This is a genomic window from Glutamicibacter mishrai (assembly GCF_012221945.1).
In the GTDB taxonomy this organism is placed as follows: Bacteria; Actinomycetota; Actinomycetes; order Actinomycetales; family Micrococcaceae; genus Glutamicibacter; species Glutamicibacter mishrai.
Window position 1 is genome coordinate 1,281,333 of record NZ_CP032549.1, and the last position, 26,887, is coordinate 1,308,219.

Annotated in this window: 29 protein-coding genes and 1 pseudogene; 9 read left to right on the forward strand and 21 right to left on the reverse strand. The window is 61.1% G+C overall.

Going from position 1 to position 26,887, the window contains the following annotated elements:
• Positions 1-30: 30 nt before the first annotated feature.
• Positions 31-1,227: a pyridoxal phosphate-dependent aminotransferase gene (locus D3791_RS06050; protein ID WP_246242374.1), complete on the reverse strand. Its 1,197-nt coding sequence runs from the start codon at positions 1,225-1,227 to the stop codon at positions 31-33.
• 93 nt (positions 1,228-1,320) lie between these two features.
• Complete coding sequence (locus tag D3791_RS06055) at positions 1,321-2,445, reverse strand: YkvI family membrane protein (RefSeq protein WP_172511597.1); 1,125 nt, start codon at positions 2,443-2,445, stop codon at positions 1,321-1,323.
• A 248-nt stretch (positions 2,446-2,693) separates the two neighbouring features.
• Between D3791_RS06055 and D3791_RS06060 the strand changes: the two genes are divergently transcribed.
• On the forward strand, positions 2,694-2,951 hold the full coding sequence (locus tag D3791_RS06060) for a hypothetical protein (protein ID WP_022875586.1): 258 nt from the start codon (positions 2,694-2,696) through the stop codon (positions 2,949-2,951).
• A 61-nt stretch (positions 2,952-3,012) separates the two neighbouring features.
• Here the strand turns inward: D3791_RS06060 and rlmN are convergent, their stop codons facing one another.
• From rlmN to D3791_RS06085, 5 genes are all read right to left on the reverse strand, one after another.
• Positions 3,013-4,146 (reverse strand): dual-specificity RNA methyltransferase RlmN, encoded by a 1,134-nt coding sequence (gene rlmN / locus D3791_RS06065; RefSeq protein ID WP_484494462.1) that lies wholly within the window; start codon positions 4,144-4,146, stop codon positions 3,013-3,015.
• A gap of 276 nt (positions 4,147-4,422) precedes the next feature.
• A complete protein-coding gene (locus D3791_RS06070) occupies positions 4,423-5,019 on the reverse strand; it encodes a hypothetical protein (RefSeq protein WP_172511598.1) in 597 nt (198 codons plus the stop codon).
• Positions 5,020-5,287: 268 nt separating this feature from the next.
• Positions 5,288-5,956, reverse strand: coding sequence for a GOLPH3/VPS74 family protein (locus tag D3791_RS06075; protein WP_172511599.1), 669 nt, complete (start codon positions 5,954-5,956; stop codon positions 5,288-5,290).
• Between the two features lie 53 nt (positions 5,957-6,009).
• Positions 6,010-7,167, reverse strand: coding sequence for a hypothetical protein (locus tag D3791_RS06080; RefSeq protein ID WP_172511600.1), 1,158 nt, complete (start codon positions 7,165-7,167; stop codon positions 6,010-6,012).
• A 53-nt stretch (positions 7,168-7,220) separates the two neighbouring features.
• Positions 7,221-7,970 (reverse strand): sulfite exporter TauE/SafE family protein, encoded by a 750-nt coding sequence (locus D3791_RS06085; RefSeq protein ID WP_172511601.1) that lies wholly within the window; start codon positions 7,968-7,970, stop codon positions 7,221-7,223.
• A 101-nt stretch (positions 7,971-8,071) separates the two neighbouring features.
• On the opposite strand from D3791_RS06085, the gene D3791_RS06090 reads away from it, so the two are divergent.
• A complete protein-coding gene (locus D3791_RS06090) occupies positions 8,072-9,244 on the forward strand; it encodes an FAD-dependent oxidoreductase (protein WP_172511602.1) in 1,173 nt (390 codons plus the stop codon).
• A 9-nt stretch (positions 9,245-9,253) separates the two neighbouring features.
• Here D3791_RS06090 and D3791_RS06095 read toward each other — a convergent pair whose 3' ends face one another.
• Both D3791_RS06095 and D3791_RS06100 read right to left on the reverse strand, forming a co-directional pair.
• Positions 9,254-10,276: an agmatine deiminase family protein gene (locus D3791_RS06095; RefSeq protein ID WP_172511603.1), complete on the reverse strand. Its 1,023-nt coding sequence runs from the start codon at positions 10,274-10,276 to the stop codon at positions 9,254-9,256.
• Complete coding sequence (locus D3791_RS06100; RefSeq protein ID WP_172511604.1) at positions 10,269-11,246, reverse strand: nitrilase-related carbon-nitrogen hydrolase; 978 nt, start codon at positions 11,244-11,246, stop codon at positions 10,269-10,271. Before D3791_RS06100 ends, D3791_RS06095 begins: the two co-directional genes overlap by 8 nt.
• Positions 11,247-11,390: 144 nt before the next feature.
• Between D3791_RS06100 and D3791_RS06105 the strand changes: the two genes are divergently transcribed.
• On the forward strand, positions 11,391-12,014 hold the full coding sequence (locus D3791_RS06105) for a TetR/AcrR family transcriptional regulator (protein WP_022875595.1): 624 nt from the start codon (positions 11,391-11,393) through the stop codon (positions 12,012-12,014).
• Positions 12,015-12,051: 37 nt separating this feature from the next.
• Here D3791_RS06105 and D3791_RS06110 read toward each other — a convergent pair whose 3' ends face one another.
• The 7 genes from D3791_RS06110 to glsA form a co-directional block, all read right to left on the reverse strand.
• Positions 12,052-13,143, reverse strand: a complete 1,092-nt coding sequence (locus D3791_RS06110) for a signal peptidase I (protein ID WP_172511605.1) — start codon at positions 13,141-13,143, stop codon at positions 12,052-12,054.
• A gap of 22 nt (positions 13,144-13,165) precedes the next feature.
• Positions 13,166-13,741, reverse strand: a complete 576-nt coding sequence (locus D3791_RS06115) for a hypothetical protein (RefSeq protein WP_028268607.1) — start codon at positions 13,739-13,741, stop codon at positions 13,166-13,168.
• A complete protein-coding gene (locus D3791_RS06120) occupies positions 13,741-14,382 on the reverse strand; it encodes a hypothetical protein (protein ID WP_172511606.1) in 642 nt (213 codons plus the stop codon). The genes D3791_RS06115 and D3791_RS06120 overlap by 1 nt, the downstream gene beginning before the upstream one ends.
• Entirely contained in the window at positions 14,379-14,939 is a 561-nt protein-coding gene (locus D3791_RS06125; RefSeq protein WP_172511607.1) for a signal peptidase I, read from the reverse strand. The genes D3791_RS06120 and D3791_RS06125 overlap by 4 nt, the downstream gene beginning before the upstream one ends.
• Positions 14,936-15,511, reverse strand: coding sequence for a hypothetical protein (locus D3791_RS06130; protein WP_172511608.1), 576 nt, complete (start codon positions 15,509-15,511; stop codon positions 14,936-14,938). Before D3791_RS06130 ends, D3791_RS06125 begins: the two co-directional genes overlap by 4 nt.
• A 25-nt stretch (positions 15,512-15,536) precedes the next feature.
• On the reverse strand, positions 15,537-16,091 hold the full coding sequence (locus D3791_RS06135) for an alternate-type signal peptide domain-containing protein (RefSeq protein WP_022875601.1): 555 nt from the start codon (positions 16,089-16,091) through the stop codon (positions 15,537-15,539).
• A 337-nt stretch (positions 16,092-16,428) separates the two neighbouring features.
• The gene (gene glsA / locus D3791_RS06140; protein ID WP_172511609.1) at positions 16,429-17,457 is read right to left on the reverse strand and encodes a glutaminase A; all 1,029 of its coding nucleotides are present in this window, start codon (positions 17,455-17,457) and stop codon (positions 16,429-16,431) included.
• A gap of 209 nt (positions 17,458-17,666) precedes the next feature.
• Between glsA and D3791_RS06145 the strand changes: the two genes are divergently transcribed.
• Together D3791_RS06145 and D3791_RS06150 are read left to right on the forward strand one after the other, a co-directional pair.
• A complete protein-coding gene (locus D3791_RS06145) occupies positions 17,667-18,089 on the forward strand; it encodes an acyl-CoA thioesterase (RefSeq protein ID WP_022875603.1) in 423 nt (140 codons plus the stop codon).
• Between the two features lie 203 nt (positions 18,090-18,292).
• Positions 18,293-18,724 carry a VOC family protein gene (locus tag D3791_RS06150; RefSeq protein WP_061956334.1) on the forward strand — a complete coding sequence of 144 codons (432 nt, stop codon included), beginning with the start codon at positions 18,293-18,295 and terminating at the stop codon, positions 18,722-18,724.
• A 12-nt stretch (positions 18,725-18,736) separates the two neighbouring features.
• On the opposite strand, the gene D3791_RS06155 is transcribed toward D3791_RS06150, so the two are convergent.
• The 3 genes from D3791_RS06155 to D3791_RS06165 all read right to left on the reverse strand — a co-directional run bounded on the left by D3791_RS06155 (position 18,737) and on the right by D3791_RS06165 (position 21,437).
• A complete protein-coding gene (locus D3791_RS06155; RefSeq protein ID WP_246242385.1) occupies positions 18,737-19,561 on the reverse strand; it encodes an SGNH/GDSL hydrolase family protein in 825 nt (274 codons plus the stop codon).
• Positions 19,562-19,686: 125 nt separating this feature from the next.
• Positions 19,687-20,799, reverse strand: coding sequence for a 3-isopropylmalate dehydrogenase (locus D3791_RS06160; protein WP_172511611.1), 1,113 nt, complete (start codon positions 20,797-20,799; stop codon positions 19,687-19,689).
• Positions 20,796-21,437, reverse strand: coding sequence for a GntR family transcriptional regulator (locus tag D3791_RS06165; protein WP_172511612.1), 642 nt, complete (start codon positions 21,435-21,437; stop codon positions 20,796-20,798). Before D3791_RS06165 ends, D3791_RS06160 begins: the two co-directional genes overlap by 4 nt.
• 232 nt (positions 21,438-21,669) lie before the next feature.
• On the opposite strand from D3791_RS06165, the gene D3791_RS06170 reads away from it, so the two are divergent.
• Genes D3791_RS06170 through D3791_RS06180 form a run of 3 tightly spaced genes read left to right on the forward strand, consistent with a single transcriptional unit; the run spans position 21,670 to position 24,714 of the window.
• Positions 21,670-23,121 (forward strand): aldehyde dehydrogenase family protein, encoded by a 1,452-nt coding sequence (locus D3791_RS06170; RefSeq protein WP_172511613.1) that lies wholly within the window; start codon positions 21,670-21,672, stop codon positions 23,119-23,121.
• A 26-nt stretch (positions 23,122-23,147) separates the two neighbouring features.
• Entirely contained in the window at positions 23,148-23,918 is a 771-nt protein-coding gene (locus tag D3791_RS06175; RefSeq protein ID WP_172511614.1) for an SDR family NAD(P)-dependent oxidoreductase, read from the forward strand.
• Positions 23,919-23,940: 22 nt separating this feature from the next.
• Positions 23,941-24,714: a FadR/GntR family transcriptional regulator gene (locus D3791_RS06180; RefSeq protein ID WP_172511615.1), complete on the forward strand. Its 774-nt coding sequence runs from the start codon at positions 23,941-23,943 to the stop codon at positions 24,712-24,714.
• 161 nt (positions 24,715-24,875) lie between these two features.
• On the opposite strand, the gene D3791_RS06185 is transcribed toward D3791_RS06180, so the two are convergent.
• On the reverse strand, positions 24,876-25,124 hold the full coding sequence (locus tag D3791_RS06185; protein WP_172511616.1) for an antitoxin VbhA family protein: 249 nt from the start codon (positions 25,122-25,124) through the stop codon (positions 24,876-24,878).
• A gap of 147 nt (positions 25,125-25,271) precedes the next feature.
• On the opposite strand from D3791_RS06185, the pseudogene D3791_RS06190 reads away from it, so the two are divergent.
• A pseudogene (locus tag D3791_RS06190) lies at positions 25,272-25,453 on the forward strand (IS1380 family transposase); the annotation flags it as partial.
• 2 nt (positions 25,454-25,455) lie between these two features.
• Here the strand turns inward: D3791_RS06190 and D3791_RS06195 are convergent.
• Complete coding sequence (locus tag D3791_RS06195; RefSeq protein WP_172511617.1) at positions 25,456-26,871, reverse strand: amidase; 1,416 nt, start codon at positions 26,869-26,871, stop codon at positions 25,456-25,458.
• Positions 26,872-26,887: the final 16 nt, after the last annotated feature.

Here is a 26,887-nt window from a genome sequence, read left to right on the forward strand (position 1 = left end):
CCGAAGCCATGAACCGCGAATTGTGGACATCTAGCTCACCGCGAGGCTCCTGCGCAAAAACGCGTCCACCCGTTCCAAGGCCTCGGCCACGCGCTCATAACCGGCGGCGAAGGACAGCCGCATGAACAAATGCCCGTCGAAGGGGTCGAAGTCCCCGCCGGGTGTGAGAGCCACATGCGCATTCTCCAGGACTTCTTGGCAGAAGCCGATGGCCGAACCGAAGTGATCGAGCACTTCGGCAGCCAGCTTGCCGTAGAGGTAGAACGCCCCATCGGCCGGCGCGGCCTGCTCGATGCCGAGCTTGTCCAGGCTGCCCAGAACCAGCTCGCGGGTGCGCGCGAATTCCTTGACCCGCGCGTCCGCTTCCTCCAGGCTCTGCGGGGTGAAGGCGGCGACCGCGGCACGCTGGGCCGGGGCGGGCGCGCAGAGGGCCAGGTTGGAAGCCAGCGCATCCACGGCCGGCAGCAGATCATCGGGGACGATCATCCAGCCCAGGCGCCAACCGGTCATGCCCCAGTATTTCGAGAAGGATGAGACCACTATCGAGGTCTGCGAAAACTCCCACGAGGTGTGCCCCTGGCGCTGCGGATCGAATTCGATGCCGTGGTAGATTTCGTCGCTGATCAGCCGGACATCATGGGCTTGGCACCATAACGCCAGCTCCTGCAGCTCCTGGGCGCTGAACATGGTGCCGGTGGGGTTGTTCGGCGAGGCCACCACCAAGCCGTCAAGGCGTCCGTGCTCTGCCAGCACCTGTTCCAGGTTCGCGATGGTCGGCTGGAATCGCTGTTCGGCAGTGGTCGCCACGTCCACGACCGCCAGTCCCAGGGCACGAAGAATATTGGCATAGGCCGGATAGCCGGGGCGGGCCAGCGCCACGACATCGCCCGCGTCGAAAGCGGCGAGGAAGGCAAGCTGGAAGGCGCCGGAGGACCCGGTGGTCATCACGAAGTTCTTCGCCGGGATCTGCACGCCGTATCGCCGGTGATAATGCTCGGCGAGGGCTTGACGGGTTTCGGCCAGCCCGGCCGTAGAGGTGTAGCCGAAGTCGGCCTGCTCGCCATGCAGCTGGGCCGCGAGCTGGTTGACCGCGGCCGGCGCTCCGCCGCCTGGTTCGCCGACACACAGGGAGATCACGTCGTGGCCGGCCTGCCGCATCCGGGTGACCTGTTCGACGATCTGCATCACTTCAAAGGGCGCGACCTTGGCGCGCTGGGATACCTGCACTGTAGCGTCCTCACTAGTTGCTGGCGCGGATCGCTCCGCATGGCTGCTCCAGCCTTCCATGCTACATCGGCGATCCCACCAGCCACCTAGCGGTTACACCGGCTGGCGGCGCACCAGGCGCAGCACGGTCTTGGCCAGCATCAGAACCAGGAGCAGGATCCCGACGTAGCCGTTGATCACGTAGACCAGGTTGACCATCTGCGAGAACGGCAGCATCAGGCCGATGATGGTTCCGGCAATGGCCAGGATGACGGTGAGATATTTGAAGCCCGGGGTCTTATCGGCGTAGAACCTCGATGAGACGGTCCACAGCAGCGGCACCGCGGTGGTGTAGATGCCGGCGAGGATCATGACCGAAATGCCGGCAGCCAGGATCGGGCTGATGTCGGTGGCCAGCACCAGCATCGGGATCTCGGTTCCGCCCACGCGGGTGATGTTGGCCAGCAGGCCCAAGCCGACGATGACGCAGGCCAGCGAGAAGACGGTTGCGCCGCTCAGTGCCCCGGCCACGGCTTCCTTGCGGTTGCGCGCGCTCTTGCCCAGGGCGGTCAGGAAGGCTGCCAGCCACAGCATGCAGAAGCCGACATAGGACAGGCCTGACATGAACCAGTTGGTGGATGCCTGGGTCAGCTCCAGGGTCGGCAGCAGTGCTTGGCCTTCGGCGATGCCGCTGGGGTTGCGCAGGATTCCCAGCAGTCCCAGCCCGACGGCCACGACCACGATCAAGGGGCCGATTTTGCCGATGACGTCAACGAGGTTCTTCAGGCCGAACCAGACGCTGAGCCCCACCACGATCGCCAGGCCGACGCCGCCGACGTAATTGGATAGCCCGTAGTGTTCTTCGAAGACCGCGCCGGCGCCGGCCACCATGACGGTGAAGCTCAGGAAGACGAACAGGATGGAGAAGTAGTCGAAGAAGGTGCCCAGGTATTTTCCGCAGTAGTAGTGGAAGATCTTCGAGGGCTTCTCGAATTTCTTGGCCTGGCCGACCACGAAGAATTCCACTGCCACATAGCTCATGAGCAGCAGGACCAGCGCGCCGGTCCCGAAGACTCCTGCATAGCCGTAGGAGGTGAAGTACTGCAGGATCTCTTGTCCGGTGGCGAATCCTGAGCCGATCAGGAATGCGATGATGGCTCCGGCGTAGGTGACCACGCGCAGCGCGGAACCCTTGGATGCTATTGCTTCGTGGACTTGCGGGGTGGAGGTGCTGGGCATGGAAAATCTCCCGTGATGATGCAAAGCGATGAGTGATATATCAATATGGCATCAAAGCTATGCGGGAAGAAGTGGCACGTCAAGGGGTACTGGGCAAGTGGCGGCACAGTTCTCGCAGTTGTAACACGCCTGAGAAATCCCGAACATCTGCCCCGCGCTGATGCTTGTTAAAGGGCAGGCGAACGGGGAGACTGTAACCAGAGACCTCAGGCTGCACAGGCGGCCATCGGCGGAAAGCAGGAGAAGCGTTGAGCGAGCAAAAAGTATTTCATGCCGTTGTCGGCAAAGAGGGCGGCTGGTGGAACATCTGGGTTCCCGAACTGGACCAGGTCACCTGCACCCGAAAGTCCCGCAAGATCGCCAGCTACACCCGCACCCTGATCGCGGCGATCCTCGGCATCCCCGAGTCATCCTTCCGCGTGGAGCGGGAATTGGTCAGCGCCGCCGAGTTCGAGCGCCGCTACACCGCTGCAGTTCGCGGCACCGACGCGCAGGAAAAACTATAGGACCCGCGTTGGCAGCTTAAAGCAAAAATTGGGGCCCGGTCTGGCCCCAATTTTTTGTTGGCTACTTGTCGCCGTCGGCTGCCAGCTGGCCGCAGGCGCCGTCGATTTCCTTGCCGCGGGTATCACGCAATGTGGTTGGCACGCCGAGCTCATCGAGGCGGCGAACGAACTTCGAGGTGATGTCCGGCTCGCTGCGGGTCCAGATGGAACCGGGTACCGGGTTCAACGGAATCGGGTTCACGTGGACCCAGCCGCGTCCGCGGGCGTTGAGCTTCTTAGCCAGCATTTCGGCACGCCATTCGTGATCGTTCATATCCTTGATCAGCGCGTACTCGATGGAAACGCGGCGACCGGTCTTCACGTAGTAGTCGTACGCGGCATCCAGTGCTTCGTCGACCTTCCAGCGCGAATTCACCGGGATCAGTTCGTCGCGCAGCTCGTCATCCGGCGCGTGCAGGGACAGTGCGAAGGTCACCGGGACGTTCTCGTCGGCCAGCTTGCGGATGGCCGGGACCAGGCCCACGGTGGAAACGGTGATGCCGCGGGCGCTCATGCCCAGGCCCTCGGGTGCTTCGGCAACCATGCGGTGCACGGCGTTCATGACGCGCTTGTAGTTGGCCAGCGGCTCGCCCATGCCCATGAACACGATGTTGCCAACGCGCTCATCCGGGTGCTTCTGGCCGCCCAGGCCGCCTTCGGCGATCACGCGGTTAGCCTGGACGATCTGGTCCAGGATCTCCGCGGTGGACATGTTGCGGGTCAAACCAGCCTGGCCGGTGGCGCAGAACGGGCAGTTCATGCCGCAACCGCACTGCGAGGAGATGCACAGGGTGATGCGGTTCGGGTAGCGCATCAGCACGGACTCGACGAGCGAACCGTCGAAGAGGCGCCATAGGAACTTGATGGTCTTGCCATCATCGGTCTCCAGGCGCTTCACCTCGGTGAGCAGCTTCGGGAACATGGCGTTGACCAATTCCTCGCGGCGTTCCTTGGGAAGATCGCTCATCTTCTCCGGATCGGTGGTGTAGTGCTGGAAGTAATGCACGGAGAGCTGCTTGGCACGGAATGCCGGCAGGCCCAATGCCTTCAGCTCAGCCTGGCGCTCAGCAAGGGTGAGATCGGCCAGGTGCGTTGGCGGCTGGGAGACGCGGCGCTTGGTGGAGAACTGCAGCTCCGGACGGCCATCGGCGCCCATCTCCTGCTTCCAGCCTTCGGCGGTTGGGATAACCTGCGAACGGCCTTCGGCTTCGGCGCGGGATTTGGAAATACGCAACTGCTGGGCACGCTGAGCAGCGGCCTGCTCGGTACGCAGTGCCTTGCGCTCAACGGCGGTCAGTGTGGTGGAATCGCTGGAAGTCATTACTACCTATTGTTTCACGTATCCGTGCAGGATTGGCGGTGAGTTTGGGCACGCGATAATGGTGCTGCACCGCCAGCTTAGCGACAGCGCAGCACCACATGATTCGAGCGTCTAGTACTTGTAGGTTTCCTTCAGGTGGCCGATCGTGCCGACAGCTCCGGTCACATCAAATCCACCGAGTTGACCAGTGGCCACCGTGGCAGAACGCTCCTTGCTCCAATGCCAAAACCCGCCTTGCTTTTCTTGATTGATGACAGCATCTCCAACGGCTTGCATTGTGACATCGAGTTGCAAGGCTTCGCCCCAGATCGGCTCTCCTGTTTCAGTTTCGCCATTGTAGATTCTCAATTCCCCATTGACGCTCGCAGCAGAGAGCCGTCGGTCGATATCTACGCTGAGCTCTTCGTCAAGCATCCCCACCGCCCCGAGGATTTCGCAACCGTTATTCGGATCCCAAGACGGACTCTGCCCTTCAGGACAATCAAAGTTAACAACCGTGGCATCGCCCGTGCCATCGGTCCTGGCGTAGAAAGTGATCACGCGGGAATTCCCGGCAAAACCTTCAACAACCCCGACCTGCGATACCTCGCCCATCACCCAGGTGACTTCCGTCTTCTGTGGCGGCGCCGCGGCGGATGGGACGAGTGCAGTTGCTACTAGAGCCAATGCTCCAGTGGCGGACGCAAGCCCGCGATAAATCTTATGCATGGTGCTTCCTTTCAGCCCCGCGTGCGCCTTTGCACGCGGACGTAGGCTCAGTCAGTCTGCACCCGAAACGCTATTAATGCAATAGATTGATATACCTCTTCTCAATTAGAAATAGGCAGGCCTACGGCACGACGCAACAGGCAGAGCGCACTCGAATATTGATGACTCCGCGAAAATGCGAATATTCTGCAGCTCTTCCAACGGCACCGAGCCGAATAGTCGAAATGGACCACCACGACCGGACTAGTCGGCTCCTGAAATTGAACAGTTAGAAGTAACTGGATTTTGCGGCTGTCGGAATCAAGCGCTCGCTGGTGATGATGACGTTCATTGTTGCTACCGTCCGCTGCACGGAATCAGCCGCCGGGGTGTCCTGGGCGATCTCGGCAATGCGTTCTCGCGCTTGGGGTTCGCTCATTGATGACAGCTCTTCGGCCAGAATCTGGTGGGTTTTGCCAGTGGCTTGCAGGATGGACAACACCGCGCTATCACTGATGCCAGGAGTCTTTTCCCCGTGCATTTCTGCTGCGAGGTCATGGCGGATCTGGCGTTCGATCTGGTCGTTGAGCACGCGGACGCGTTCCTTGCCCAGGCCGAACAAGCTCTTCGCGCCGTATTCAATGATGCCCTGCTTGGCCAAGGAATCAGTCACCCGCCGGACGTTGCACAGCGAGGGGATTTTCACTGCTTCACCAAGAGTGGTGACTGCCTTTTTCTCCAGCTTTTCCAGCGGCTGCGCCAATACCGGATCGGGGCAAGGCCCGGCTCCAATGAGCTGGATCCCCGAATCCGGATCATCGCTGAACGCCACCCGGCCGGCGATCATCAGGTCCGAGAGCACCGCGGCGTTCATTCCATAACCCGCCTGCGACATGACAGCTTCAGGTTTTGGGTGGTTGTTGGCCATCAGCAAATAGAGCTTTTCTGAGATCAGCATGCCTACAGGCTACCGATCATGCTGCGCCCGCGTCCTCAGTCTTTTGGCGGATATTAGGACATTCTAGGCAGCCGATGTTCTTCGGCCTTCACTACCTGGTTTCGCTCTTCCCCATCACGAGTCATCGCAGCGGTAGTGCGGATGAATACCGAAATCCAGGAGAACATGATCGCCACGACCGCCAGTTCAAAACCGGTCAGATTGTAGTAGGACCACTCGTGCCACAGGATAAAAGCCACCCACAGTGCGCCGACCGCCGCATAAGACATCAGATGGAAGACGGCAGGATAACCCGGCAAGAGGACTGCGGTCCCCATCAGAAGGATGATCATCGCGACCGAGGCCAGCTGGACAAAGCCCGAATGCACCTGCATCGACACATTCACCGGCACCAGCCCGATCCCGATAATCGCGGTGGCCACCACAACCAGGCACCACCGCACCACACGGGGTCGTGGACGAAGGTTCCTGGCCAGCTTGTACCTGCGCAAGGCGGGCCGGCATCGGTAGGCTTTCGAGAGCAGCACCAAATCGCGCGTCAAGAATTCGGTAAAGGCCGCCAAGACCAACCCCGAAATAACCAGGGTCAGGTTGAAGGTCCAGAATGAACCGCGGCCCGCCTGCGTGGTGCCCAGGAAGGAGAACATGCTGCGCCACCATCCCTGTTCCTCGGCCAGCAGCATGCTGATCAGCACTCCGGCAGCCATGAACATCCCGAGCACCACCGACAAGGTCTCGGCACTGGTTCGGGCGGTGGCAACCAAGCACAGATAGGCAGTCAGCCCGGTGACGGCGCTGACCGCCAAGGAGCCAGCCAGAACATCAAAGTGCAGTCCGAAGAATGCCTGCTGGAACAGGTGGAAGACCACCAGGATGGTCATCACCGAGCTGGCCGCGTGCACCAGGATCAGCCCCACCCCGGTCAGCAGCTGGCGCCACACGGGAATATGCCGCAGCCACGGCTCGCGGTATCGCAGGATGGAACGGAAAGCATAGGCGCTCATGGCCGCCGCAGCGGTCGCGCCGCAGACTGCGGACACCCATCCCACCGACCAGCGCCCGAACAGCGCCGGATGTTCGCCGGCGAAAAAGATCAGCCCAGCAGTGAGCCCGAAAATCGAGCAGATCAAGCCGGCCCACAAAGCTCGACGTTCAATATCGAGTTCGGTGATTCTATGGCTAACGGCGGCATCGGGATTCAGGTATGGCACGTCCCCCATTCTCTCATTGAGGTTGACGAACCCGCATCCGGTATAGCTTGGGCCTATTGGCCGGCGAGCGCGACAATGCCTTCAACCATCAGGCTGATGGCCCCGGCGAAGGCGATCAGCACCACGAACCCCCGGCTGTATTTGGCCGGGATTTTTGGCGCCAGATAGTTTCCCAGCAAGATGCCCACGAGCATGGCACCAAAGCAGGCCACCCACTGGGTCCAATGAAGGTGCGGCAATCCGCCCTTTGCCAGCAGGGAGGTGCTGGAGAGCACCAGGAAATACAGCTGGACAGAGATCGCGAACTTCGCTTGCGGCCACCGGCTGGCCACCGCGTATCCGGCGATAGCCGGCCCGGAGACCCCTGCCGTGACCGACATGAACCCTGAAATGGCGCCCGCGCCAATGGCCATGGCTTTGCCCTGGGCGGCCGGAAGGTTGCGCACCAGGAAGCTGGAGACCAGTGCGAGGATCACCATGACCGCGATGCCGATGGACAGCCACGGGCCGTCCACGCGGGCCGCGACCCACGCGCCGGGGATGGTCATGATCATGGCCGGGATCAGGATCAGCGCGACCTTTTTGTACTCCACCTGGCGGAAGACCTGGATGAAGATCATCAGGCTGCTGCAGGCGCCCAGCAGGTTGACCAGAGTGATTCCCGCGTGCGGTCCGAGCACGATGACCAGGAAGGGCGAGGCCACCAGCGCGAAGCCCATCCCGGAGATGCGCTGGGTGGAAGCTCCGACGAACACCGCTGCCGCCAGCGAAATTACCGCCGCCAGTTGCACGCTCTGCTCCACGCCGCCTCCACATCCTTGTTGTTCCTCAACTATTACGTTAGTGCACGCGCAATGCGTCCGCTGACCTGACTGCGGCCCGGCCAAGGTTCTAGGCTGGAAAAGTGAGCAACGACGTAGAATTCCTGATCATTGGCGGCGGGGCCATGGGCAGCGCGGCCGCCTTGTCGCTGGCGCAGCGGGGGCACGAGGTGCTGCTGCTGGAACGCTTCGAGCCCGGGCACCTCAATGGCGCTTCGCATGGAACCACCCGGAACTTCAATCCTGCCTACGCTAGGCCCGAGTACCTGCATCTGCTGCAGCGGGCCGACAGCTTATGGGATGAGCTCTCCGCCCAGGCGGGCACCGAGCTGCTGCATCGCACCGGCTTGGTGAACCACGGCATCGTCGCCGAACAGCGCCAGATGCATCAGGTGCTGGCCGAGGCCGGTTTCGCCAGCGAGCTGCTGGGCATCGAGGAAGCCGAGGAACGCTTTGGCGGCATGAGGTTCGAAACCGAGGTGCTGCACATTCCTGCCGGCGGGCAGATCAATGCCGACGCCACGGTGGCAGCCCTGCAGTCCTTGGCCGCGCAGGCCGGGGCCGGCGTCCGGCATTCCCAGCAGGTCACCGGCATCGAGGTGCTAGGGGAAGAGCGCGTGGCGGTGGAAGTGCGCAACGCGAATGGGAATGAGACCCTGCACGCCCGCCAGGTCATCCTCACCGCCGGCGCGTGGACCCGGCAGCTGCTGCCGGGCATTGTTCTGCCGAGGCTCCACGTCACCGAAGAGCATCCGGTGCACTTCGCGCTGCGCCAGGATCCCGGCCGCTTCCCGGGATTCAACCACATCCTCGACGGCAGCCGCGATATCGGCTCCCCGGTATTCGGGCCGATCTACGGCATGCACACCCCGGGGTCGGGCATCAAGGTGGGCTGGCATGGTTCGGGGGCGGTGATCGACCCGGAGCACCGCCCGCACCAGGTCATCGAGGAACAGCTGCATGCCCTGCAGCTCTACGCGCAGCGGTGGCTTCCCTGCGTGGACCCGCAGGATTTTGAGCCGGTCTCCTGCACCTACGCGAATACCGATGACGAGCATTTCATCCTGGACCGGCTCGGCCCGATCACCATTGGCGCGGGGTTCAGCGGCCACGGCTCTAAATTCGTCCCGGCCATCGGCGAATACCTCGCCGAGCTGGCCCTGGGCATCCGGGGCAGCGAGGCGCTCTTCGCCGCCACCGGCACCGAGCGCGCGCCGCTGTTCCTGGAACGCCGGCGCACCCTCGGTGTGGCTTAGGCTCGGCCGTTAGGCGCGCGGCAGCTGCTGGGTGATGCAGTGGATGCCGCCGCCGCGGGCAAAGAGCTCGCGCGCATCCACGCTGAGCACCTCGCGGCCCGGGTAGGCGTCGGCCAGGATCGTCGCGGCTTGCTGGTCGTTCGGATCGTCGAAGGCGCAGGCGATTACCCCACCGTTGGTGACCAGGTGGTTGATGTAGGAGTAATCCACCCAGCCTTCCTCATCGCGCAGCACGCTCGGGGCCGGCACCGGGATCAGCGTGAGCTTGCGGCCCTGGGCATCCGTGGAGGCTTCCAGGCGCTCGCGGACTTCCCGGGAGATCAGGAAGTCGGGGTGCTGGGGGTTTTGCTGGTCGTGGTAGAGCACTACGCCCGGGGCGGCGAAGCAGGCGACGATATCCACGTGTCCGCGGGTGCCGAATTCCTCGTTGTCGCGACTCAGCCCGCGATCCAGCCAGATGACCTTGCTGGTGCCCAAAAGGCGGGAGAATTCTTCCTCGATCTGCGCTTCGGTGGCGCCGGGGTTGCGCCCCGGATCCAGTTGCACGCTGCGGGTGGCCAGGATGGTGCCCTCGCCATCCACGTGGATGCCGCCGCCCTCGTTGGTGATGCCCGCGCGCAATTCGGCCAGGCCGGTGAGCTGGGCGAGGTGGCCGGCGATGAGCTGGTCCTTCTCCCAGCTGGCCCAGCTTTGGGCTCCCCAGCCGTTGAAGTTCCAGTTCACCGCGGCCAGGGAGTTGCCCTTGGTGCGCACGAAGGTCGGGCCGATATCGCGCATCCAGGCGTCGTCGAGCTCTTGGATTACGTAGTCCACCCCGTCGCCCAGGTGCCGACGCGCGTCGGCCTCGGCCGATGGGTCCACCACCATGGTGACCGGGGTGAATCGGGTGATGGCCTTGGCCACCTGGCTCCAGGTGGTCCTGGCTGCCTCGGCTTCTTCTTCGGTATCCCCCAGCGTGTAGCCGCCGGAGGGGAAGGCCATGAAGATCCGCTCATGGGCTTCGGTCTCTGCGGGCATGTAGAACTCAGGCATTGCTGGCGCTCCTTTCGCCCAGTCCGGCGTCTTCGCGCGACTGGGTCATTGCGCCGTAGGTTTCGGGGCGGCGGGTGCGCAGGAAGGGGAACAGGGTCAGCCAGTCGCGGCGGGCATCCAGGTCCAGGGTGGCGACCAGGACCGCGGATTCGTCGCGCGGGGCGCGGGCGAGGATGCGCCCGTAGGGGTCACAGATGAAGGAAGAGCCGTAGAAGGTCAGCGCGCCTTCATCGCCCCAGCGGTTGGGCACCACCATGAACAGGCCATTGGCGATGGCGTTGCCGATGATGGTCTGGCGCCACAGTGGTTCGGTGTCGAAGTCCGGGTGGTCGGGCTCGGAGCCGATGGCCGTCGGGTAGGCCAGCAGGTCGGCGCCGGCCAGCGAGTAGATGCGTGGCGGTTCGCTGAACCACTCATCCCAGCAGGTGGGCAGGCCCATGGCCAGATCTCCCAGTTCGGCGACGCGGTGCACCGGGTACGGATCATCGTTGGGGCCTTCGCGGAAGTACTTGTCTTCGTAGTATCCGGCGGTGCGCGGAATGTGCAGCTTGTTGGTGGCCGCTACCAGCTCTCCTTCGGGCGAGACGATGATGGCGGTGTTCAGTCCCAGTCCGTCGCTCTCAGGCGCGGTGCGGAACAGCGAGATGTGGATGTGGATGCCGTAGCTAGCGGCCATCTTCTTGGCGAAGCTGAAGGTCTTGCCGGTCATCAGGTCTTCCGCGGTGGCATCCGCCGCCCCTGCTTCGGGGATTTCGAAGGCCGGGTACTTGCTCAGGGTCAGCTCGGGGAGGAAGACGATTTTGGCGCCATGCGTGGCTGCGGACTTGATGCCTTCTTCCAGTTCGGCTTCGGTCTCGGCCGGGTTTTCGTGCCAGCGGTGCTGCACCAGTGCCACGGTGAGCGTGCCGCGTTCGGCATCGTCGACGCGGGCCGGGGAGGCCGGCGGGGTCAGGGCCAGGATTTCTTGCATGGTTCACCTTCAGGGTTTTAAACGAATGTGATTCGTTTTTTAGAATAGATGCACCCTGCGAGCGAAAGCAAGAGTTTTAACGAATGACTTTCGTTTATTTTGTGTATGCTCATGTCAAGAGATTCCTAGCGACAGGAGTGAGCCGTGGCCCGGCCATCACAACCCAAATTGAGCACCTCCGCCATTGCCGCGGCGGCCCTCGAATTAGTAGATGCCCGCGGCGACTTCACCCTGCCCCAGCTGGCCAAGACCCTATCGGTCTCCGCCTCCTCGCTGTACAACCACGTCCAGGGACGTGCGGAAATCATCGAGCTCATGCGCGGGCAAGCCATGTCGGAAATCCAATTGCCCGATTTGCGCGATGTCAGTTGGCAGGAGGCAGTTCAGGATATCGCCACCGAGTACTGGGCATCCTATTCGAAGCACCCACGGCTCATCCCGCTGTTGACCACCCATACCGTCAGTGACAGCACCACGCTTCGTGTCTACGATGCCCTGGCGGAAGCTTTCGCACTGGCTGGATTCGAGCCGAAACGGCGCCTGCAGGCCATCACGATTATTGATTCATTTGTGCTGGGTTCCGCCCTGGACGCAGCCGCCCCGGCAGAAGTCTGGGAAGCCTCCTGCGAATCATCAAGCTATTTCAGGGAGGCATTGGATGCAGGCTTAGCGGACAGCACTCGTCCGCGCAGCACCTTCAAGCTCGGACTGACCATGTTGCTTGGCGCGCTGAGCCAGCAGGCCGCAGCTGGATCCGAAGACCGCTAGGAGCGCGCCGTCGGCCGCAGCCACCCAGCGTCCCTAGCTACGAGCAGGTAAAGTCCCTGGCCAGCAATAGCCCGGGGTGATAGACGATGGTTCGGGTGGGTGATGTCCCCACCGGCGAAGCCCATCCGATATTGCTGCCGGTTTCGTTGACTGCGCCACCGTCGGTCGTAAAGACGACCAGCAGTTTCAGCTCCATTGACCGGGCCCCACCCGAGGTGATCAGCCCCAGAAGATTCAGCCCAGGCCCATAGGCTGCCGATGTCGCACCGGCCGCCAGATTTGTATAGCCGTAGGTCGAGGCGTCGGTTTGAAGCCTGAGCACAAGCCGGGACCCGGTCGGGATCTGCTGTGCGGGCCAGGAAATATTGGCCGTTGTGAGCAAGGTGCCGGTCTCGGTGCAGGCAAGCGCCCCTGTGGCTGGTGCTAACCTGCCCGCGGTGATCACCGATGAGGCATCAGCCGTTCCAGTAAATGCCGCTTGGGTCAGTTCGGCTTTCGGCCCGAACACCGCGTACGCCCCAAGCACTGCGAGCACAACTAGTCCGGCCCCTAGCCTCTGCCATTTCTTGGCGCCCCGCCGGGGCTGGGTTGGCGCCCCTGACTCTTCCGGGGCTGTCAGGCGGCTCTGCGACAATGCCTCGGGTCCTGCGTCGTTGCCACCTTTGCTTCGGAAGGCAATAAAGAGCAAATAGGCAGACAACAGGCCGCCGAGGGCGTAGGCCCAGGGTTGGCTGAGCCAGGAGACCACGTAGCCCAGCCCCGGAATGCTCACGAGCAACCGATCAACCTGCCCCGCTGGGTAGGTCTCCAAATCGGGCACCGGATTGGCGTCCCCCTTGAGTACCATCCCTCCGGGCACTTTCTCCACGACGCGATGGGTTATCCGCTGGTTCCCGCTGTTGACCACCGAGACCACATCGCCCACGTGGATTTGATCGGCCGTCGCAGGAATTGCCACGCCGAGGGATCCGGTGGGAATGCCCGGTCCCATGGAACCCGAGGCGAAGACCAGCGGCTTGATTCCCCAAGCCAAAGCCAGCACCGCCATGAGCAGGCACAGTGAACCCACGACAGCGCAAATGTTCAGCAAAACCTTCTGGAAGGGGCCCAGTGTGCTTGCCCTCCCCATTCGCATCCGGTCCAACGCCATCTCACGACCCCACGGTTGACGTGAAGGCCAGGGAGAGCGTGGTCGATGCTCCTTGGAGGGCATTAGCCGCGTTCACGGGCAGCGAGTACTGAACGCACAGGGTTTCACTGCTGCCAGAAGTCAGGGGCCTGGGGTTTGAAGCGCCGCCGAATTGGGCGCCAGCGTTCTTCATCATCAGCGTGGTGCCGCCTGAACAGGTGACACTGGAGCCGCTCCCGCTGACGGTGGCACCGGTTTTCACCACGACGTTGAGCCCCGCGCCCAACGTGGTGGTTCCAGCTTCGGTGATCTTCCCTTGGAAAACGTACGGCGCGGAAATAGACCCGGTATTCTTGACGACCACTACAGAGGCCGAGCTGGCTCCCGGGAAAAGGCTGCTGCCGTTAATGGGCATCTGGTAGCTGGCCGAGGTGGCGGTGCCTGCGGTGCCGCCAACCCCGAGGGCAACAGTTGCCGTGCTGATGCTGGAGGTGGCGGTCGCTTCACCGGTCCATGCGGCCAGCGTCGAGACAGCGCCGAACCCCACGATGATGCCCAAGGACAATACCGCCTTGATGCGCGCTGAACGTTCGCTCATCATTGTGTCCCGTCCTTTTCATGGTGGCGTCGATTCCTACGTCTCGACGCTATCAGTGCCACGCTTCCGACCATGGCAAGTGCAAGCGAGGCCCACAGCGTCTCGAGGTTCACGCCGGTATCCAGAAGATCGCCCTCGTGATCGTTGCTGTCATCACTCGGGCCTGGTCGCTGCGTTGGTTCGCTTGAGGCAACCGGTTCCATCGCGTGGACGCGAACTTCCAGTCCCGGCACGATCTGGTCCGCTGAATCGTTGCCAGCGGAGAGCGGCAATCCCAACCTCAACTCCACTTCGGTGGCGTCCGCAGGCTCCAGATGGAATTTCGAAGCCCCTGCGGCCTTGAAATAGATCTCGGTCGATTCCGGGGGCGGGACTGCCTGAACGCCGAGCTCGATGGCAGACTGCCGGTCATTGCGGATCCACAAGGACCCCTCGACGTCATCACCGGGCACCAGCGCATGCACATCCTTGAAGATCGGCGGAGGATTCTGCGAGTAGGACTGACCATCCACGCTATAGCTCAGGCCGTGATCTGCTGTCTCGCCCGCTATTGCGGGTACGACCGTGGCAAAAGCACAGCAGGGGGCCACAGCAAAAACACCTATGATGATTTTCAGACGCTGCCTTTCCCCCACGCTCATTGCTCCTGCCTTTCACGCCAAGCCCCTGCGAACATCACCAGCGAATAGGCGATCAACCCACCGGCGACAATCCATGTCAGCCAGGTGCGCTGCTGGCCGGTGAGCGCGTTATTGACGAATCCAAGCAAGGGCACGGAGTACCAGAGCCTGCCTCTGATTTGCTCTGGCTGAACCGGTTTGTCCTCGACATTATTGGCGTCCCCGCGGAAGATGAATTGTTGATCCCCGGCAAGGCTGGAACCGATGCCGGCCACCCGGTGCGTGATTACTTCAGGCTCGCCCGAGACCAGTTGATAGGTGGCCACGTCGCCGATGCGTAGCTGCCCGGGATCAGTGGGCTTGACCACCACCAGGGTTCCAGGAGGAAACTGCGGCCGCATGGAACCGGTGAGGACTGTATACGCCGTTGCCCCGCCCAATTTCGGCACAACGATCATGACGGCAATCAGGGCGAGCACCACAAAAAGGACAAGCCAGGAAAGGATCTGCCCGGACCACCACAGGATCCCGGTTCGCTGCCGCGGCTCTGAACGGCGCACACTCAATTCCGCCCTCATCGCTGCTGTCCTACGAAGCTCAAGGTCAATGCCACTTTCCCACCTGCGGCCGATTGCACTGCACCGGCAGGCACCGAAACGCGCACGCACAAATCCTCGCTCGCTGGTGTTGGTTCAGCACTCAGCACCCTGGCCTTCTCGAAGCGTGCGGCAGCGTCCAATGGCCCGGTGTACAACAGCTCTCCGGTCAGTGGCTGGTACGCGTCGCAAGCCGCCGGGCTCATGCCCGAATATATGGCCACGCGCAATGCCTTGGCCAACGATTGGTCGGCAGCATTCGGAGAAGTCGCTGAATTTACCGCCCCTGCAAGCTGATATGACAGGTCGACCGTCCCCGCGTTGCTGATCGCCAGCGACGCCTGAGTGAAAGACCCCGGGACCAGTTCGCTGCCGGCCAGTTTCGTGAACTGGTACCGTGCTTCGCCTCCGGCCAGAAGTCCCAGCGATCCACTCGTTAGCGCCGGCGGATCCACGGTTCTTTCGGCACGCCAGGTAGCGGCCGTGCCCTGCGCACTGATTCCCAGCAGCAAGAGCACAGTCGCGCACAAGGCGAGCTTCAAGGGTTTAGGCATGCGCCGGCCGATCCGCATTCAATAATTACGCGCGGACCTGATCCAGGGTCAGGGTGAGCGCTTGAAGGTCCAGGACCTGGTCATAGGTCGAGGCAGGCGTATCGCCTACGGCGCCTTCGTCAAAGGTGACGGTAATGAGGAACGGAACCGAGTACTTGCCAGGCTCGGCAAAGGTCAGCGTTCCATCGGCTTCTTCGGTGATGCCCGGTGCCGATGCGTCAACCTTCAGTGCCACCGTGACGTACCCTTCAAGCGCACCCAAGGCGGTTTCCAACTGATCCACGCTCAGAGAACCAGCAATGTTCTTGCCCTCGGCATCGATAGTGGCAGTCTGGCTGAAGGCAACTACGTCACCGGGAACCAGCTGATCGGTAGCCGGATTAAAGGGCACCGGTGCAGCGGGATTACTGATGTCTTGCCAGGAGCCGGGCTCCCCGGTGGTCAAATTCAGGTGGCCTGTTTCCACACTACCCGCATCGATGCTCTGCTGAGCTTGCCAGCGAGCGACCGTTCCGGCTCCGCCGAGAAGCAATGCGCCGGCGGCCACAGCCGCAATGGTTGCTTTGGTTACCTTCTTCATGAAATCCGTTTCCTCAAAGTCCGTGTGCCGCCAATGACACATACTTCAAGTAAAGCCCATTTAGTAAGAATCACAACCCCCTTGCCCACTCATTCCTTTTTCTGCCGAAACAATTAACGGAAGACCGCAATGCCTACACTGCTGCACCCCACCCCTTCGACGCCAGCATCCAACTCCAATAGTCGTTTGACTAAGCCTTTCGAAACGGCGCAACGCTGCAAGACATCACCTTGGAAAAGATTTTGACAGGTGGCTGAATCTCGCAGCGCACCCGTCAAAAAATCTAGCCAGTTGGCCAATTCCTGCGCCTGGCTGATTTGTCTAGAAACAAGTTGAATTAGATGCGCCGGTCTGGTGCCGAGGCGAAAAGGTTCAAACCCATCGCGCGCGAGAGCTGACCGATGGCCAATTGAGCCCGCACCGAATTGCCTGCCATGTCCAGCGGTGGAGAAAAGGCGCCAATTGCGCCCTTACCCGGAGCCACCGCGACGATGCCGCCGGAAACACCGGACTTGGCCGGAATGCCGATTTCAAAGAGCCACTCGCCCGACCGTTCGTAGAGGCCGTTGCTGGCCACCGTAGCCAGGGTATCGCGGCAGACATCCGCATCCACCACGCGCTGCCCGGTCACCGGATTCACTCCGCCGTCGGCCAGGGTCGCACCCATGATGGCTAGGTCATGGGCGGTGACATTCAGCGAGCATTGCTTGGTATACACGTCCACGGCATCGGTTGGATCATCGTCGAGCCGGCCGTTGCTCTTGAGCAAGTGGCCCAGGGCCTTATTGCGTTCATTGGCCAGCGACTCGGAGTGGTAGACCTCGTCATCCAAGCTCAGCGAGCGCCCGGCAAAAGCCGATAGCCCTTCGCGAACGTTCTCCCACTTCTTGGCAGCGGTTTTTCCCGGGATCATCGAAGTGGTCGCGATGGCGCCGGCGTTGACCATCGGATTCATCGGGTGCCCGTTGTTCAGCTCGAAGGCCATCACCGAGTTGAACGACATTCCGGTGTTGTTCACGCCGATGCGTTCGCGGACCAGTTCACGGCCGTGCTCCTGCAGGACCAGGGCGTAGACGAACATCTTGGAGATGGACTGGATGGAGAACTGGTGACTGCAGTCGCCCACCGAGTGCACCGAACCGCCAACATGGGACATGGCGATGCCGAAGAGATCCGGATCGGCTTGGCCGAGGATCGGGATGTAGTGGGCCAGCAGCCCCTCATCGACATCGGCGTACCGCGCATGGGCTTCCCTGAGCAGTTCATCGATCCGGTCATGTTCCAGCGCACCGGTGGATACCTGCTGAACCACGTCGTCAAAATCGGTCGGGATGGTCTCGTTATTACCTTCCGAAGGATAGTTCACTGTCACCTGCCTTTGCTGCTCTCAACGTCTATTTACTCGTGCCTGACTTGAGACTACCAACAGCGAGAACGCTTGGCATCATTCAGGGCCCCCGCCGGGCCGGCAACGGGTAGCACAGGTGGCCTGTCCATGGCGAGGCTATGTGTTTTGGGTGACAATGTGGAGCAACTTACAGCGCGCTGGGCACTGCCTGACTTAGCATTTTGAGTATGGCTAAGGGTATTACTTTTCATACGCGCAAGTGGGTTCGCCCAGAAGATCTGAATGCAAATGGCACGCTGTTCGGCGGCAGCCTATTGCGCTGGATTGATGAAGAAGCAGCGATCTACTCCATCATCCAGCTGGGCAACAAGCATGTTGTCACCAAGTTCATGTCCGAAATCAACTTCATCGCCTCCGCCAAGGAAGGCGACCTGATCGAGATGGGCCTGACCGCCATCGACTTCGGCCGGACCTCGATCACCCTGCGTGCGGAAGTACGCAACATCTTCACCCAGGAGTCGATCCTCACCATCGAAAAGATCGTCTTTGTGAACATCGGCGAGGACGGCAAGCCTGAGCCACACGGATACGACCACATCACCTACACGCGTGACCGCATTCCGCTGGAAATCACCAAGGCACTGGTCTAAGTTTCCAGGACAATTGCCCTAAGCCCACACTGCATCCAGGGTGTTTTCAAGGCCCCGGCCATGCGCGCAATTCCCGCGCCATGGCCGGGGCCTTGTTGCCTGTTTCCGATAGTTCCCGCATCGCCCTTGAACTGGCACGATGCATGGCGCAAAGTGGTACTTGCTACTTAGCATCACCCGCCTAGACAGAAGCGAGCAAAGCCATGGGCCGAATGATCTTCGTCAACCTTCCAACCGCAGACCTAGCCGCAGCCGACAAATTCTACGAAGCCTTGGGCTTCGCCAAGAACCCCGCCTTCTCCGATGAGAACGCCACCTCGTGGATCATCGATGAGAACATCTTCGTCATGAGCCTGCAGCAGGAATTCTTCGCCAGCTTCCTGGTCAATGGCGATACCCCAGGCGTTGGCTCGGCACAGCGCGAGGCGCTGAACGCGCTGTCCTCCGATACCCGCGAAGGCGTGGATGATTTTGTCACCCGCGCCCAGGCTGGTGGCGGCAGCATCTACCGCCCGGCCGACGAGCCATTCCCCGGAATGTACCAGGCGGCGGTCCAGGATCCCGACGGCCACGTCTGGGAAATCTCGTGGATGAGCCCCGAGGCCCTGCAGTCCATGGAAGCTTCCGAAGGCTAGAGCTGCGACAAGCTAGGACACTTCTGAATTCCGCAAATGCCGTGCGGATGAAACCGCGCGGCGTTTGCGGAATTGCTTTTTCATCCCCTTGGCCGGATACATCGGTTCTGGCCATCTCGGCTGGAGCTCATCGCCCAGGGTCACTCCCCGCATCCTTCGCCCGAACATCGGCAGCACCCACTGCCTGAGCCATTCGACATCGCGCTGGGTGGCCTGCCAGAAACCCACCCGCTGGCTTTCTCCGAGCGGATCGAATTCCAGGTGGTGTTCCGAGCCGAGGATCTCCAAGATGCGGATCGCCATATAGCGGTGGCCGGCACGGTTCATATGCAATTTGTCGGTGTCCCACATGCGCTTGTCGCGGTAGACATCCCACTGCCAGTAGTCCACGAGCACCACATTGTCGGGATACATGAGAGCCAGCTCGCGCACGCAATCATTAAAACGCCAGTTCCGCCTTTTGAACGGGGCCAGGACTGGATGCACGGGGATATCAAAGCCGGTGAACAACAGGACTTTGGCCCCGGTGGATACCAGGTCGGCGACGGCTTGGGAGTAGCGTTCAAGGAAGAGCTTCATGTCCTTGCGGAACTCCAGGATGTCGTTGCCGCCAGCGTAGAAGGTGATCACTTCCGGCTTCAGGTCCAGCGCGATAGGAATCTGTTCTTCTACGATCTGCTCGAGGCGGCGGCTGCGGATGCCCAGGTTCACGTACTGCCACTGCGGATCGGCCTTGGATAGCTGCTTGGCCACGCGATCGGCCCAGCCACGCACGCCGTTGGGCAGCCGAGGCTCCCAGTCCCCCACGCCTTCGGTGAAGGAATCTCCCAGCGCCATGAATAGCCGTCCCATGATAGCGACGCTATCGGCACTGGTTGAAAACCTGATTGATAGTTGGCAAACGCCGGGGCACCGGCAAGTGGATATTGAACCAACAGCCGAGCTCCATCAGTTCGCAGGCATCAGCGGCTATCTGCCAGGCTTTCCATCACCGAAAGTCCCTCCACCTTGGTGAAATCGGCGCGGATCTGCGAGGAAATTGCTGCGGCAACCTCATTGGTAGTCATTCCCATTCCCGGGCCGGCCAGTTCCGGCAAATCCTTCAGCACGTTCACCGCTGCTGCTTCGATGGCCTGCGCTGCGGTCTTTTCCCCGAGATGGGCCAGCATCATCGCGGCTGAGAGAATCGCTCCTACCGGATTCGCCCAGCCCTTGCCGGCAATATCCGGCGCTGATCCGTGAATCGCTTCGAACATGCTCGGAGCCGAGCCATCAAGATTCAGGTTCCCGCTGGCGGCAACTCCCAGCCCGCCCTGGATGACGGCACCCAAATCCGTGATGATATCGCCAAAGAGGTTATCCGTGACCACGACGTCGAACTTTTCCGGCGCGATGGGAAGGTGGAAGCACATGGCATCAACATGGACGTAGTCCACCTGGACTTCGGGGTACCGCGCGGACACTGCATCAACGACTTCTTGCCAGAGTTTTCCTGCCTCGATGAGGATGTTTTTCTTGTGGCAGAGCGTCAGTTTCCTGCGACGGCTCATGGCGAGCTTGAAGGAGTATTCGACGACTCGCTCGATGCCTGCTCTGGTATTGACCGACTCCTGGACCGCAACCGTATTGGGAGTATTGGCATGGATTGTCGAGCCCTGGCCGACGTAAGCCCCTTCGGTGTTTTCACGCACGATGACCAAATCGCAGCGTTCAGGCGTGAGGCCGGCGATCGGAGTCGCTACGCCGGGATAGAGCTTGACCGGGCGCAGGTTGACCGCTTGTTCGAATGCCTGCCGCATCGCGAGGATGAATCCGCGCTCCAGGATTCCCGGTTGCACCAAAGGGTCTCCCATGGCTCCGAAGAGCACGGCATCGTGCGTTCGAAGCTGTTGTTCAAGGTCGCGGTTCCACAGTTCTCCGGTGGTCAGATAATGTTGCGCGCCGGCTGCGTAGTGGTGGTATTCCAGGCTGATGCCGAACGTTTTTTCGGCGGCGGCCAGCACTTTTAGCGCGCCATCCATGACCTCGGGACCAATACCGTCTCCGGGTACTACGGCGATGGAGTAGCTGTTCATAGCGTGGTCCTTTCATTGTTCTCAATAAGTTGGAGCAGTTCGTCGAAGTACTTCTGAATCTGGATTCGCGCCTCTGGCACCGAGCCGTGCACGATCGCCTCACTGGCCACCTCGATATAGCGAAATAGCTGGTTCGTGAATTCCTGATACCAAGGTCGGGTGGGCAGCCAGACCTCCTCTGTCAGCCGCACCATAGGCACTGCGCGGTGCAGATGATCATTGCGCGTGTGCTCAAGCAGCTCTGTGTGAAATCTTGATCGGTTTCGAGGCGAGTGGTCGCCGGCCAGGCTGGCCAAGGATTTCTGCAACCCGGCAAGTTGTTCGGCTGCTTCATTGCGCTGCAAGAGGTCGCAGGCACCGGTCTCGATCATTCGCCGGTAGTGCAATGCGTCCTTGAAGGCACGAGGCGTCATTGCTTTCACGGTGGCTCGGCCGGATTCATCGAACTGGATCAGCCCGTCGTTTGCCAGCAGGGTCAAGGCATCCCGCAAGGGTGTCCTGCTCACTTCCAGTTGCTCCGATATGGATGCTTGCCGCAGCTGCTCGCCTTGCTCGTACCGCCCGGAGAAAATGCGTTCGCTGATCAGGCCTGCGGTTTCAGCCGCCAAAGAGATGCTGCTGCGCCACTTCGTTGTCATTGTCACCGCCCGGCATCGGATTCCTGCCCAGATCTGGCTTGGTATCCAGAGGCATGTTGTTGACCAATACTGTTCCTGCGCCCCGTCGGGTTGTCAATGATTTCAACGATTTTGGCTGTCTTTGGCGTCAAATTGAGCAAATCCATTGACTGCGAGCTAGATCACAGGTTAGCTTGAATCACCTACTGGTCTGACCAGTAAAACTTCCGCTAACGGCGTCTCGAAAGTAGGAATGGTGTCGACTTATCTGAATGCTTATCCCGATGGCCTGCCCATCGGCGACCAGTGGGTTCCGTGTGGAGACAGCGTAGATATCGTCTTCCCCTATGACTTATCGGTGGTTGCCACAGCACCGGTGGGAACCGTGGAAGATGCCGAGAACGCCTTGAATGCCGCCGAGCACGTCGCGGCAGAGGCAGAACACCTGAGCACCGGAACGCGCCGCGCCATTCTCTCTTCCGTGCATGATCATCTGGCATTACATCGCGAAGAGCTGGAAAACCTTCTGGTCCTGGAAACCGGCAAGCCATTGGTTGACTGCCGGGTGGAAGTAGCCCGGACGCTGACCACGTGGTCCTCGGCCGCCGAAGAAGTCGCCCACATCCATGGCGAGACAGTGCCGCTGGATCTGCAGCCCGCCGGCGAAGGCATGATGGGCTTCTGGGTTCGCAAACCGGCAGGAATTGTCATAGGCATTGCGGGCTTCAACTACCCGCTGCTGTTGGCAAGCCACAAGCTGGCACCAGCCCTTGCCGCGGGATGCCCGATCATCCTCAAGCCGGCCCCGAATACTCCCCTCGCCACGCTGTGGGCCGTGCACATCATCCGGGAGGTCCTGGCCGAATACGGTGTTAGCCGCAGCGCCGTCCAGCTTGTCACCGGTGGCATCGATGTCGGCGAGCGACTGGTGGGCGATCCACGCTCTGCGGTGGTTTCCTTCACCGGTTCCGCCGCCGTCGGACATCAGATCGCCAAGAACGCCGCCCCGAGGAAAACCGTGCTCGAGCTTGGCTCGAATACCGGATTCATCGTCGCATCGGACGCCAGCATTCCAGATGCCGTAGACGCTGTGCTGCGCGGAGGCTTCTACGCCAATGGCCAGGCCTGCATCTCCATCCAGCGTGTATTGCTTCAGCAGGAAATAGCCGAGGAGTTCCAAGCCCAGCTGCTGGAGCGCATCAAGGAAGTGGTTGTCGGAGATCCTCGCTCGGCAGACACCCGGGTAGCGCCGGTCATTAACGAGGCATCAACCCAACGGATTCTGGGCTGGCTCAACGATGCCGCAGAACGAGGCGCTCAAGTGTTGGCAGGGGGCGCTCTCGAGGGACGGTCGCTTCAGCCGACCGTGGTTCGGGACGTCCCGAGGGACCTGGCGTTATGGAGCGAAGAGATCTTCGGCCCGGTTGTCTGCCTGGAAACGGTTCCCGATCTTGATACGGCCTTTGAAGCACTCAATGACTCCCGGTACGGATTGCAGGCGGCCATCTACAGCAGCTCGCTCAAAACAGCTTTCCGCGCTATCGATACGCTCAAGGTCGGCGGAGTTGTCATCAATGAGATCCCCGGTTTCAGGTCCGACATCATGCCGTACGGAGGCGTCAAGGATTCCGGTATCGGCCGTGAAGGCCCTCGCTTCGCCATCGAGGAGTTCACGGTAACCCGCATGGCACTGATCCGCCCCTAAACGACTGTATAGAAAGAAGCCCCCTCGTGGACTACTCACAGTTATTCCAGTTCTCCTCACGCCGCGTTCTGGTGATCGGTGCCGGCAGCGGCATCGGGCGCGAAGCAGCCCTTGCCCTCAACGCCCACAATGCCCAGGTCATCTGCGCAGATCTCAACGAAGAAGCAGCTCAAGAGACAGCAAGCATGCTTGGCGACACCGCGACCGCCATCAAGCTCAACGTCCTGGACCAGGAAGCGGTCCAAGCAGCCGCAGAAAAATACCAGGACATCTCCGCTCTGGTATTCACTGCCGCAATGAACGTGCGCAAGCGCATTGTCGATTACACGATGGATGAATTCGACAAGGTTGTGAACCTGAATCTGCGTGCCTCGTTCTCGCTTATCCAGGCCTTCGCTCCCCGCTTGGCAGCCAATGGCGGCGGGTCCATCATTGGCGTGGCTTCAATCCGCGCTTCTGTAGTCGAACCCGGGCAGAGCGTCTACGCGGCAACCAAGGCCGCTCTGGTGCAGCTGGTCCGCACGGCGGCCGCAGAATTCGGCGAGCACGCGGTACGCGTCAATGTAATCGCCCCAGGCGTAGTTGAAACCCCGCTGACTGCTCAAATCAAGGCCAACGAAGAATGGTACAACGCCTACGCCAATAAGAGCGCCCTGGGGCGGTGGGCCAGGCCGGAGGAAATGGCTGGCGCCATCGTCTATCTGGCTTCCGATGCTTCAAGCTTCGTGACCGGTTCCGTGCTCAGCGTTGATGGCGGATGGACCGCCATCGACGGACGTTTCACACCGCCTAACTGATCTGGATCAGGGAAAACCGCCCATGACGCAGCTACCCCAGCCAGCAGAAGCCCCCAAAGCCCGGGCTTTCGAAGCCATCGTGAACCACATCGAGCAACAGGTGCTCTCCGGCGAGCTCAAAGCTGGCGAGCATCTGCCCGGCGAACGCGAACTGGTCACGACCTTCCAGGTCAGCCGCTCTTCTGTTCGCGAAGCCATGCGCGTGCTGGAAAGCAACGGGATGATTGCCTCTCGTCCAGGTGATCCCCGCGGGGCAGTGATCATGGCGCCGACCTCCGTCCCGTTGCGGAAAATGATCAGCAGGCTGGCCGCAACCTCGGCCTCAAGCCTCGCGGATCTGCTGATCTACCGCATGACTCTGGAGTCATCTGCCAACTCTCTGGCCGCAACGCGGCGTACCGAAGCCGACCTGTTGCAGCTCGAAAAGGCCATGGCCCGGATGCGGGCGGCCCGGACGCAAGGCCAAGACGCCTTCAGCAAGGCCGACTTGGATTTCCATGATGTTGTTGCCAATGCCAGCGGCCACGCGCTCTTGCGCATTTCCGCGCAAGCCGTGCGCGACTCCATTGAGCAGCTCATAACCAGCAGCATTGAGCAGAGCGCAGATGATCACGCGCTGATGCAACGCACCATTGACCACCATGCCCAGGTATTCCAGGCAATCCGCGACCAGGATGCCCACTTGGCGGAGCACTTTGCGCGCAGCAGCCTCTTTGAGTATTACGGTCATCTGCTGGCGGAGGAAGAACGGACCGCGCTGTCCGCTCTTGCTTCTTTCGGCAGCACCACCGGATAACAGGATTGCCCAGGTCTACTCCAACTAGTGAGCTGACGCGAAGCTATGGCGGCGTGACCGGATCATTCCCCAAGGCCGTCACAAGTTGCGCAGTGTGGCTTCACCCGTGGCCGGGTGAAAGGTTTCCGGGTATAAGTACGATTCCCAAGTATCAAATGAGTTCACACCGTTTTGATATCTTGCGGAGCAGCCCGTTGACACTCGGCAGTCTCCGTGGCCCGGCGTTCGTACTCCGGACGGTCAATAGCTCCGCGCATGTAGTCGGTCAGGTTTTCAACGTCTTCGCGGTTAGGCTTCCAGCCTTCATGCCACGCGGCAGCGAACGATTGCACCACAGCGCGGCGCTTCTTGGTGTCAAGCTGAGTGAAGAGTTCAGGCCATTGCGCTTCGAGATCCAGTTTGTCCGACATTACTACCTTTTTCGTTTGCCTACCTGTACTTTTACCAATCACGGTAATCGTTCTGGGTTTCAGTTGGATAGTTTCGGTTGCGGATTTCGGTGCAAAATAGGCTGGTGATTCGCCGGCACTTTGGAATGAAACTTTGGCCATTCGCAAATAATCGCCTTGGGTTCACATACTGAGCTCCTGAACGCTTTGGACTTCCGACGGATCTGCGAAGACCGCATCATCCAATTCGTGCCTGCCATTGCAACCCCGCGTCAGGGAAAATCTTCGGAGCGCTATCGCTCTCGTTGCCTGTTGGCGGCGAACGAGCCGCCGGCATCGATCAGCATAGGGACTAATCCAGCTCCAGCCAGTTGGGTACAGCGGTTGCAGGTCGCTGCGATTCGTACCAGCTGGCAGCCTTCAGCACCTGGTCATCTGCTCCTACCCGTCCGGAGAGCTGCACGCCGATGGGTTTGCCGTCGCTGGTGAATCCGCAGTTCACTGTCGCAGCTGGCTGCCCGGACATGTTGTAGGGAACGGTAAAGCCAATGTGGCTCATCGTGGCGTGAGGATCAGGGTGCGGCATGGGCTGTTCGGCGGGGAACGCAGCCATCGGGGACACCGGCGAAATCACGATGTCGAATTCGCTGGTGGCGGCAATGGTCGCCTTCTGCATCTGGTCAATGGCCCCGAAGTTCCTGATGGTATCCGCGCCATCAAACTTCCCGCCATCGGTGCACCACGCGACAATATAGTCCAGCACCTTGGACTGTTCTGCCGCTGGAAGCTCCCTGTAGTCAGCCAGCGATCGTGTCCGCCAAAAACCATCCAGCCGGTCAAGCATTTGTTGATCAATGAATGGATTGAGCACTTCCACATCTGCCCCCGTCGCTGCGAAGAGGTCAGCAACCGCGGAAACTGCCGCGGCGATTTCCGACTCGACGGCCGCGCCGGCGTTGGCATCAAGGTGCACGGCCACTTTCAGGCCCCGCACGTCGATGGGGTCCGCCGTCCAGTCCATGGCCGGGTAAGGCCTGGTCGTGTAATCCCGAAGATCGGGTTGAGCAAGGATCGACATTAACAAGGCGATATCGGTGACACTGCGGCCCATCGGCCCCGCAGCCCTGCCGATATACGGAACATCCAAAGGAATCAGCCCCGCGCTCGGCTTGAGCGTGGCCAACGCCTGCCATCCGCCCGGCAGCCGGATCGAGCCGCCAATATCCGTGCCGACATGCAATGGGCCATAGCCTGCCGCCGCGGCAGCCCCGGCCCCGGCACTGGATCCGCCGGTGGTCCACTCCGGATTCCACGCGCTGCGGGTAATACCGTGCAGGCTGGACACCCCGGAGGAGAGCATGCCCCAGTCCGGCATGGTGGTGGATCCGACGATGACCGCCCCGGCTTCCAGGATCCGATCGGTGATGGGGGCGTTCTGCGTAGGGACCTTGGGGTTGGACAGCGCGGTCCCCGAAGGCATCGGAATACCCTTCCGGGCAATATTCTCCTTGACCGTGACCGGCACTCCATCCAGGGCACCTCGGGGTGCTCCGCTGGCCCAGCGTTGCTCGCTCTGCTCCGCTTGGCGCAGCACGTCCTGGGGGTCGAACTTGTACATCGCGTTGAGTACCGGCTCGCGTTCCTCGACGCGGCTGATCACCGAGCGGGCGACCTCCACGGGTGATAGCTCGCGCGCGGCGTAGGCCGCACCGAGTTCACGGGCCGAGAGCTGGTGCAGGGCTGTGGAATGCTCTGATATTTGTGACATGCGGACCTCTCGATGT